Consider the following 9,510-nt stretch of genomic DNA (forward strand, 5'->3'; position numbering starts at 1 on the left):
GTTTGACATTCGGAATATTTTCGATTTAATCCATTTTAAGTTCACAATACCTAGTGGCTTGCTGCCGTTTCGGATCAGCGAGGGAAATGATGGGTCAAAAAATCCACGATATCTTCGTGATCGGCGGCGGCATCAACGGCTGCGGCATCGCGCGCGATGCCGCAGGACGGGGTTATTCGGTCGCACTGGCGGAGATGGAGGATTTTGCCTCGGGCACCTCCTCCGGTGCCACCAAGCTCATCCACGGCGGCCTGCGCTATCTCGAACATTACGAATTCAGGCTCGTGCGGGAATCGCTGATGGAGCGCGAAACCCTCTGGGCCATGGCGCCGCACATCATCTGGCCGATGCGTTTCGTCTTGCCCTACCACAAGGGAGGCGTTCGCCCCGCATGGCTGATCCGCCTCGGCCTGTTTCTCTACGATCATCTCGGCGGCCGAAAACTGCTCCCGCCGACCGCGGTGCTCGATATGCGCACCGACCCGGCAGGAAAGCCTCTGAAGCCGCTTTTTACCAAGGCATTCGAATATTCCGACGGCTGGGTCGACGACGCGCGGATGGTCGTGCTGAACGCTCGGGATGCCGCCGATCGCGGCGCCTTGATCCTGCCACGTACCCGGGTTGTTGCCGCCCGCCGGGAAGGCGGCCTCTGGACGATCGAGACCGTCGGCGCCAGCACCGGCAGGACCGAGACCTATCAGGCCCGGATGCTGGTGAATGCCGCCGGCCCCTGGGTGGACCAGGTGATCCGCGAGGCGTTCGGCAACAATGACGCCCGCCATGTGCGCCTCGTCCAGGGCAGCCATATCGTCGTAAAGAGGAAATTCGAGGGATCCCGCGCCTATTTCTTTCAGAACCGGGACAATCGCATCATTTTCGCAATTCCTTACGAGAACGACTTCACGCTTATCGGCACGACCGACCGGGACTATTCCGGCAATCCGAAGGATGTGAAAATCTCCGACGAGGAGACGACCTATCTCTGCAATGCAGCGAGTGAGTATTTTCAGGAACCGGTGCGACCGGCCGACATCGTCTGGACCTATTCGGCAGTTCGCCCGCTTTTTGACGACGGCGCTTCAAAGGCGCAGGAAGCAACGCGCGATTATGTGCTGAAGGTCGACGTCACTCAGGGCGCACCGCTGCTCAACGTCTTCGGCGGCAAGCTGACTACCTATCGCCGTCTTTCGGAACACGCGCTGGAGAAGATCGCCGAAGCGATCGGAACAAAAGGGCATTCCTGGACCGCGAAAAGCCATCTGCCCGGCGGCGATTTTCCCGCTCAGGGTTACGAGGAAGAAGTGGTAAAGCTGAAAGCCCGCTATCCGTTTCTGGAGGAAAGGCATGCGCGGCGTCTGGTGCGCCGGTACGGAACCTGCGCAGCGACGATCCTCGACGGCGCCGCCAGGATGCAGGACCTTGGCCACCATTTCGGCGGCGATCTTTACGAGGCTGAAGTGAAATATCTTGTCGACCGTGAATGGGCCATAAGCGCGGAGGACGTGTTGTGGCGGAGAACCAAGGACGGTCTACGGTTGAGTGAGACGGAAAGACAATATCTGGAGGAGTACATGGCCGCTATACCGGCAAAAATGGCCGGATAAGCGACATGTGTTCCCGATGTGAGGAGGCACGGGAACTCGAATGCTGGAAATGCGCAACGTCGCCAAGATGGTGGGGGGTGAGTATCATATTCATCCGACCAATCTTGCATTCGATCGCGGCTCGCTGAACGTATTGCTCGGCCCGACGCTCTCGGGCAAGACGTCGATCATGCGACTGATGGCTGGACTTGACCGTCCCACCAGCGGCTCCGTGCATTTCGACGGCGCCGATGTCACCGGCGTCGCGGTGCAAAAACGCAACGTCGCGATGGTCTACCAGCAGTTCATCAACTATCCGGCCCTGACCGTCTACGAAAACATCGCTTCGCCGATGCGGATTGCAGGCAAGGATGCGAAGACCATCGACCGGGAAGTCCGCCGTGCTGCGGACTTGCTGAGATTGACCCCCTATCTCGATCGGACGCCTCTCAACCTTTCCGGCGGGCAGCAGCAGCGTACGGCGCTCGCCCGCGCACTCGTCAAGAATGCGAGCCTGGTGCTGATGGACGAGCCGCTCGCCAATCTCGACTACAAGCTTCGCGAGGAACTGCGTGAGGAATTGCCGAAGATCTTCGCGCAATCCGGCGCCATCTTCGTTTATGCGACGACCGAACCCTCCGAAGCCTTGTTGCTCGGCGGCAATACGGCAACGCTCTCGGAAGGACGGATCACACAATTCGGGCCGACGATCGAGGTCTACCGTCGTCCGGCGGACCTGGTGACCGCCAAGACGTTTGCCGATCCCCCACTCAACTTCATCGATGTGGTCAAGTCCGGCGGCTCGTTCCGATACCAGCAAGCAGACAGTCTCGCGGTGCCGCCGCATCTGTCCGGCGTGCCGGACGGTCCGGTGACCATTGCCTTCCACCCCCATCACCTGGGGCTCGCGGCACAGACCGGCAATGCTGCGAGGGTGAAGGCCCAGACGCAGATTTCGGAAATCACGGGCTCCGAAAGCTTCGTGCATATGCACTACAACGGCGTGCGCTGGGTCATGCTGGCACCCGGCATCCACGACATCGATCCGGATACCGAAATCGAGCTTTTCCTGGATACCCGCCATCTGATGGCTTTTGGAACAGACGGCCGCGCCATCGCGGCGGCGGCTTGAGGACGGCGAACATGGCACGCATCACGCTCGATCACATCCGCCACGCCTACGGTCCCAACCCGAAATCCGACGCCGCCTATGCGCTGCGTGAGGTGGACCACGAATGGGCCGATGGCGGCGCCTATGCCCTGCTCGGCCCTTCCGGCTGCGGCAAGACCACGTTGCTCAACATCATTTCCGGCCTATTGCAGCCGTCCCACGGGCGTATCCTCTTCGATGGAAAAGACGTCACCAATCTTTCCACGCAGGAACGCAACATTGCCCAGGTTTTCCAGTTTCCGGTCATCTACGACACGATGACGGTCTACGACAATCTGGCATTTCCCTTGCGCAACAGAGGCATCGCGGAACCGGATGTCGATCGCCGCGTCCGCGAGATGCTTGAGATCATCGACCTCGCCGACTGGTCGAACCGCAAGGCCCAGCGGCTCACGGCCGATCAGAAGCAGAAGATTTCACTCGGGAGAGGTCTCGTCCGCAACGACGTCAACGCGATCCTCTTCGATGAGCCCCTGACGGTCATCGATCCGCATATGAAATGGGTGCTTCGCTCCCAGCTGAAGCGCTTCCACAAGCAATTCGGCTTCACCATGGTCTACGTGACCCATGACCAGACGGAGGCACTCACCTTCGCCGACAAGGTGGTCGTGATGTACGATGGAGAAATCGTCCAGATCGGAACGCCGGCCGAACTCTTCGAGAGGCCCAGCCATACCTTCGTCGGTTATTTCATCGGCTCCCCCGGCATGAACGTGATACCCGCCGAGATCCATGGGAGCACGATCAAGCTCGGAGCCGAGACGATCGCCCTCGATTATGCGCCGAAGATCGATGCGGGTGGCCGGATCGAACTGGGCATCCGGCCGGAATTCATCCGCATCGGCCGGGAGGGCATGCCTGTCACGGTGACGCGCATCGAAGACATCGGTCGGCGCAGAATCGTTCGCGCAAGCCTTGGGGGGCAATCGATTGCGATCGTCGTTTCCGAGGATGCGGAGGTTCCGGCAGAGCCTCGCGTCACCTTCGATCCCGTTGCGATGAATATCTATGCCAATTCGTGGCGCGTTGGCAGGGAGGCCTGAACCATGGAAAAGACGTGGAACAACAAAGCCTGGTTTCTGGTGCTTCCCGTGCTCCTGCTGGTCGCCTTCTCGGCGGCCATTCCGCTGATGACCGTGGTGAACTATTCGGTCCAGGATACGTTCGGCAACAACGCCTTCTTCTGGGCCGGCACCGACTGGTTCGACGATATCCTGCATTCGGCCCGTTTCTGGGAAGCCCTGCAGCGCAATCTGCTTTTCTCCTTCATCATCCTTGCGATCGAGATTCCGCTCGGCATCTTCATCGCGCTGAACATGCCGAAGAAGGGCATCGGCGTGCCGGTCTGCCTGGTACTGATGGCCCTTCCGCTTCTCATTCCGTGGAATGTCGTCGGCACGATCTGGCAGGTCTTCGGGCGGGTCGATATCGGCCTGCTCGGCCACACGCTGGCGGCGCTCGGCATCGACTACAACTATGTGCGCGACCCTCTGGACGCCTGGATCACCGTCGTCGTCATGGATGTGTGGCACTGGACGAGCCTCGTCGTGCTCCTGTGCTACGCCGGCCTCGTCTCCATTCCCGACGCCTATTATCAGGCGGCGAAGATCGATGGGGCATCAAGGTGGTCGGTGTTCCGCTACATCCAGCTGCCGAAGATGAAGCGGGTGCTGCTGATCGCCGTCCTGCTGCGCTTCATGGATAGTTTCATGATCTATACGGAGCCTTTCGTCGTCACCGGCGGCGGTCCGGGCAACTCGACGACCTTCCTGTCGATCGATCTCGTCAAGACGGCGGTCGGCCAGTTCGACCTCGGTCCGGCCGCCGCCATGTCGATCGTCTACTTCCTGATCATCCTGCTGCTGTCATGGATATTCTACACCGTGATGACCAGCAGCGATGCAGACAATTGAAGGAGGGAGGAAAACCATGGCAAGGACAATCAAATACAAGCCTGCAGGCAATCTCTCCTGGCTGGTCTCGACGATCTACATCATCTTCCTGCTGCTGCCGATCTACTGGCTCGTCAACATGAGCTTCAAGGAGAATTCCGAGATTACCGGAGCCTTCTCGCTCTGGCCGCAGAACCCGACGCTCAGGAACTACATGGTCATCTTCACGGACCCTTCCTGGTACAACGGCTATATCAATTCGATCATCTATGTGGCGCTGAACACCACGATCTCGGTTCTGGCGGCATTGCCGGCTGCCTATGCCTTCTCGCGCTATCGGTTCCTCGGCGACAAACATCTGTTCTTCTGGCTGCTCACCAACCGCATGGCGCCGCCCGCCGTCTTCGCCCTGCCCTTCTTCCAGCTCTATTCCGCCTTCGGTCTCATCGACACGCATATCGCGGTCGCCCTCGCCCATTGCCTGTTCAACGTGCCGCTTGCCGTCTGGATCCTGGAAGGCTTCATGTCGGGCGTACCGAAGGAAATCGACGAGACCGCCTATATCGACGGCTATTCCTTCCCGCGGTTCTTCGTGAAGATCTTCATGCCGCTGATCGCCTCCGGCATCGGTGTCGCGGCCTTCTTCTGCTTCATGTTTTCCTGGGTGGAACTGCTGCTTGCCCGGACGCTGACGACCACGGCCGCCAAGCCCATTTCCGCCATCATGACGCGCACCGTTTCGGCGTCGGGCATGGACTGGGGCGTGCTGGCAGCCGCCGGCGTGCTGACCATCGTTCCCGGCGCACTCGTCATCTATTTCGTTCGAAACTACATCGCCAAGGGCTTTGCCCTCGGCCGGGTCTGACACAAGGAGGAACCACGCATGAGCTTTTCATGGATGGCCTGGACACTGCCGACGGCCCTGTTCTTTCTGACGATCCTCGCCCTGCTCATCGGCATGAGCGTCTGGGAATATTTCGCGCCCGGCGGTGCACCGAGGGTCGGCATCCTGCGCTTCGAAACGACGAGGGGAGACCGGCTCTTCATCTCGCTGCTCGGAGCGGCATTCATTCATCTCGCATGGTTGGGGCTTATCGGTCCCAACCTGTGGTGGGCTCTTGCCCTGGCAGTGGTCTACGCGATCGGCGTCTTCCGCTTCGTCTGAAAGGCAAGCTGAAAAGGTGGCGGGAGAACCGCCACTCGGTACGAAATTGCAATCGCAAAACTCTGGGAGGATAAAATGCGACGGCATCTTATGACAACGACGGCAGCGGTGCTGCTGGCTCTGACCGGCTCCGCCTATGCCGGCACCGAGGAGGCAAAGCAGTTCCTCGACAAGGAAGTCGGCGAACTCTCGACGCTTTCCCGCGCCGAACAGGAAAAGGAGATGCAATGGTTCGTCGATGCGGCAAAACCGCTTGCCGGCCTGGACATCAAGGTCGTCTCCGAAACGATCACCACGCATGAATACGAATCGAAGGTGCTGGCTCCGGCCTTCACCGCAATCACCGGCATCAAGGTCACCCATGACCTGATCGGCGAAGGCGACGTGGTTGAAAAACTGCAGACCCAGATGCAATCCGGCGAGAACATCTATGACGGTTACGTCAACGATTCCGACCTGATCGGCACGCATTGGCGTTACCAGCAGGCCCGCTCGCTCACCGACTGGATGGCGGGTGAAGGCAAGGACGTCACCAACCCCGGCCTCGATCTTGAGGATTTCATCGGCCTCAAGTTCACGACGGCACCGGACAAGAAGCTCTACCAGCTGCCGGACCAGCAGTTCGCCAACCTCTACTGGTTCCGGTACGACTGGTTCAACGACGCCAAGAACAAGGCCGACTTCAAGGCCAAGTATGGCTACGAGCTCGGCGTGCCGGTCAACTGGTCGGCCTATGAGGATATTGCCGAGTTCTTCACCGGCCGCGACGTGGGCGGCAAGAAGGTCTATGGTCACATGGACTACGGCAAGAAGGACCCGTCGCTCGGCTGGCGCTTCACCGACGCGTGGCTCTCCATGGCCGGCAACGGCGACAAGGGCCTTCCGAACGGCCTGCCTGTCGACGAATGGGGCATCAAGGTCAACGAGAAGTCGCAGCCGGTCGGCTCCTGCGTCGCACGCGGCGGCGATACCAACGGCCCGGCCGCCGTCTACTCCATCCAGAAATATCTCGACTGGATGAAGGCCTATGCGCCGGCCGCCGCCCAGGGCATGACCTTCTCGGAGTCCGGACCCGTGCCGGCCCAGGGCGAAATCGCCCAGCAGATGTTCATGTACACGGCTTTCACCGCCGACATGGTGAAGGCAGGCCTGCCTGTCATGAACCAGGACGGCACGCCGAAATGGCGTTTCGCTCCGTCTCCGCACGGGGTCTACTGGAAGGACGGCATGAAGCTCGGCTATCAGGACGTCGGCTCCTGGACACTGATGAAGTCCACGCCCACCAACCGCGCCAAGGCGGCCTGGCTCTATGCCCAGTTCGTCACCTCGAAGACGGTGGACGTCAAGAAGAGCCATGTCGGCCTGACCTTGATCCGCGAGAGCACCATCCGGCACAAGAGCTTCACGGACCGCGCGCCGAAGCTCGGCGGCCTGATCGAGTTCTATCGTTCGCCGGCCCGCGTCCAGTGGTCGCCGACCGGCACGAACGTGCCTGACTACCCGAAGCTCGCGCAGCTCTGGTGGCAGGCGATCGGCGATGCGTCCTCGGGCGCCAAGACGGCTCAGGCCGCCATGGACTCGCTTTGCGCCGAGCAGGAAAAGGTCCTGCAGCGCCTGGAACGCGCCAAGGTCCAGGGTGATATGGGTCCGAAGCTCGCCGAGGAACACGACCTCGCATACTGGAACAAGGAGGCGGTCGCCAAGGGCAACCTCGCTCCCCAGCTCAAGGTCGCCAACGAGAAGGAAAAGCCCGTCACCGTCAACTACGACGAACTCGTAAAGAGCTGGGCTGACGCCAAGAAGTAAAGCCGGTTCGCCGGGCGCTCAACGCGCCCGGCGGCCACCGACTGTAAGGTCTCTGTCGCCGGCGCCGATCGAGCCTGGATAGACTGCCTGAGCTGCTCACCTGCCCAATCGTTCCTTCCGGAACGCAGCCGACACCGTCTCCGCGGCCAGCATCGCCGTGTTGGCGTCGGTCCGGTAGTTGCTTACGGAAATCCGCATGACCTCGATCCCTCTCCACTTGGCTCCGGTCACGAAGATCGTTCCCTCGCGCTGCAACCGCGCAATGGTTCTTCTCGTCACCTCGTCGGCATCGGCGGTCGAGAGATCCGAGCCGAAGCGGCAGATCACCTGATTGAGGTCGACGTCGTTCAGGATCTCGATCCCCGGTTCGCGCGACAGATGTTCGGCAATGATCCGCGCCGAGGAACAGCAACCTTCGACGAGACTGGCGATGCCGTTGCGGCCGAGGTGCTTCATCATTGCCCAGGTCGCGAAGCCGCGTGCTCGCCTCGAAAGCTCCGGCACGTAGTGCGACGGGTCCCGCTCCCCTTCCGCCGCGATGGGGAGGTAGCTGGCAGCGATCGTCATGCCCGCCGGTGGGCGACTTCGTCCCTTACAATCGCATAGCCGCTGTCATAGGGCGTCTGAAGCCACTTATGGCCATCGGTGGCCCAACTATCCGCCAACTCCACTCCAGGGCAAAGATGCCGTGTCGACGGCGAAGCCTTGGCCCATAGACCAAATGCGCCGTCCACATGTACCCAGGCATCCCTGCTCCTCGCGACCGGGATAAGTTCCGCGAACGGATCGAAAGCTCCCGTGTTGAGCTGTCCGGCCTGAAGGATGGCGATCATCGGACCATCTGCTTTGTTGACAGCTTCCTCGAAATGCCTGGCAAGGATACGCCCCTGCATGTCGGTGGCTATCCGGACAACGCGATCATGCCCAAGTCCCAGGAACTGCAAGGCTGAAAAAACCGTCGTGTGGGCATCGTCACCCATGATGACGGTGATCGGCGGTGCACCGAATAGCCCGTCTGCATCGACATTCCAGCCAACGCGGCGAAGCACCTCGCCTCTCGCGGCGGCCAGGCAGCTGAAATTGGCCACCGTCGCTCCCGTAACGAAGCCCACCGAAGATTGAGCAGGCAGACCCAGAACGTCCAGGAGCCAGGTGGCTGCCACCTTCTCGAAAGACGCGGCGGCAGGAGATGCAGTGTGATTACCTGCATTCTGTCCCCATGCACTGGTCAGGAAGTCTGCCGCAACGCCCATCGGATGCGAACCGCCGATCACCCAGCCGAAAAAACTCGGCCCCGTCATTCGATGGAGACCCGGCTCGGCCTTTTCCACGAGATGCTGAAGGACGTCCTCCATCGCAAGCGTCTCCTCCTGGAGGTCTTCGACGAGCGTCGCCAGGCATTCCTGGTATTGCAGTTGTGGCCGGTGGAGCTGAGGGGCGGCCTGACGGAAGCCAGCGGCCAAGTGCGCTGCCTGCGCGAAAAGTGCGTCTATGCCCTCAGCCATGGACCCTACCTCCGTGTCGTCGCGACTGGGCGGCTATCTGCGCCAAGCTACCATACGATGCGGAATTTCCCTAACCTCGCAGTCCCATCATCGACTGATGGGGCGATAAATGCCCTTTCAGGCTAAAGGCAGCTGGGGCGTGTGGCGGGAAACAATGGAGCGGGTGTCATGAAGGCTTCTATCTCATCTTTGGTCATGACGGCACTCGAGGCCATTTGGTGCGCGGTGCAACTGGTAAAATTGCTAGCGATTGGTCTTCGTACCCTCCGACATGTTTATCCTCTACCTCAGTTGCCACTGATATCAAGGTCGGCTTCCTCCGCAGCTCGCAGGAACGCAGCCCGCGCTTCCGCCACTGGTCGGCCACCACTCATGACGTCGAGGAAGA

At 60.6% G+C, this 9,510-nt stretch carries 8 protein-coding genes and 1 pseudogene; 7 read left to right on the forward strand and 2 right to left on the reverse strand.

What is annotated here, in order from left to right; genetic code table 11:
- Positions 1-89: 89 nt before the first annotated feature.
- From glpD to C5L10_RS23940, 7 genes are all read left to right on the forward strand, one after another.
- Positions 90-1,604 carry a glycerol-3-phosphate dehydrogenase gene (gene glpD / locus C5L10_RS23910; protein ID WP_105431697.1) on the forward strand — a complete coding sequence of 505 codons (1,515 nt, stop codon included), beginning with the start codon at positions 90-92 and terminating at the stop codon, positions 1,602-1,604.
- Between the two features lie 40 nt (positions 1,605-1,644).
- Positions 1,645-2,715 (forward strand): ABC transporter ATP-binding protein, encoded by a 1,071-nt coding sequence (locus C5L10_RS23915; protein WP_046630629.1) that lies wholly within the window; start codon positions 1,645-1,647, stop codon positions 2,713-2,715.
- Between the two features lie 11 nt (positions 2,716-2,726).
- Positions 2,727-3,797, forward strand: a complete 1,071-nt coding sequence (locus C5L10_RS23920; RefSeq protein ID WP_105431698.1) for an ABC transporter ATP-binding protein — start codon at positions 2,727-2,729, stop codon at positions 3,795-3,797.
- 3 nt (positions 3,798-3,800) lie between these two features.
- Positions 3,801-4,667 carry a carbohydrate ABC transporter permease gene (locus C5L10_RS23925; protein WP_046610946.1) on the forward strand — a complete coding sequence of 289 codons (867 nt, stop codon included), beginning with the start codon at positions 3,801-3,803 and terminating at the stop codon, positions 4,665-4,667.
- A gap of 16 nt (positions 4,668-4,683) precedes the next feature.
- The gene (locus C5L10_RS23930; RefSeq protein WP_046630625.1) at positions 4,684-5,511 is read left to right on the forward strand and encodes a carbohydrate ABC transporter permease; all 828 of its coding nucleotides are present in this window, start codon (positions 4,684-4,686) and stop codon (positions 5,509-5,511) included.
- An 18-nt stretch (positions 5,512-5,529) separates the two neighbouring features.
- Positions 5,530-5,811: a DUF2160 domain-containing protein gene (locus C5L10_RS23935; protein ID WP_046664796.1), complete on the forward strand. Its 282-nt coding sequence runs from the start codon at positions 5,530-5,532 to the stop codon at positions 5,809-5,811.
- Between the two features lie 75 nt (positions 5,812-5,886).
- Entirely contained in the window at positions 5,887-7,617 is a 1,731-nt protein-coding gene (locus tag C5L10_RS23940) for an ABC transporter substrate-binding protein (protein WP_046630621.1), read from the forward strand.
- Positions 7,618-7,713: 96 nt separating this feature from the next.
- Here the strand turns inward: C5L10_RS23940 and C5L10_RS23945 are convergent.
- Positions 7,714-9,122: pseudogene (locus tag C5L10_RS23945) on the reverse strand (aspartate aminotransferase family protein).
- Positions 9,123-9,409: 287 nt separating this feature from the next.
- Positions 9,410-9,496: a DUF982 domain-containing protein gene (locus tag C5L10_RS34965; RefSeq protein ID WP_371411978.1), complete on the reverse strand. Its 87-nt coding sequence runs from the start codon at positions 9,494-9,496 to the stop codon at positions 9,410-9,412.
- Positions 9,497-9,510: the final 14 nt, after the last annotated feature.

The organism is Neorhizobium sp. T6_25 (genome assembly GCF_002968555.1).
Taxonomy (GTDB): domain Bacteria; phylum Pseudomonadota; class Alphaproteobacteria; order Rhizobiales; family Rhizobiaceae; genus Neorhizobium.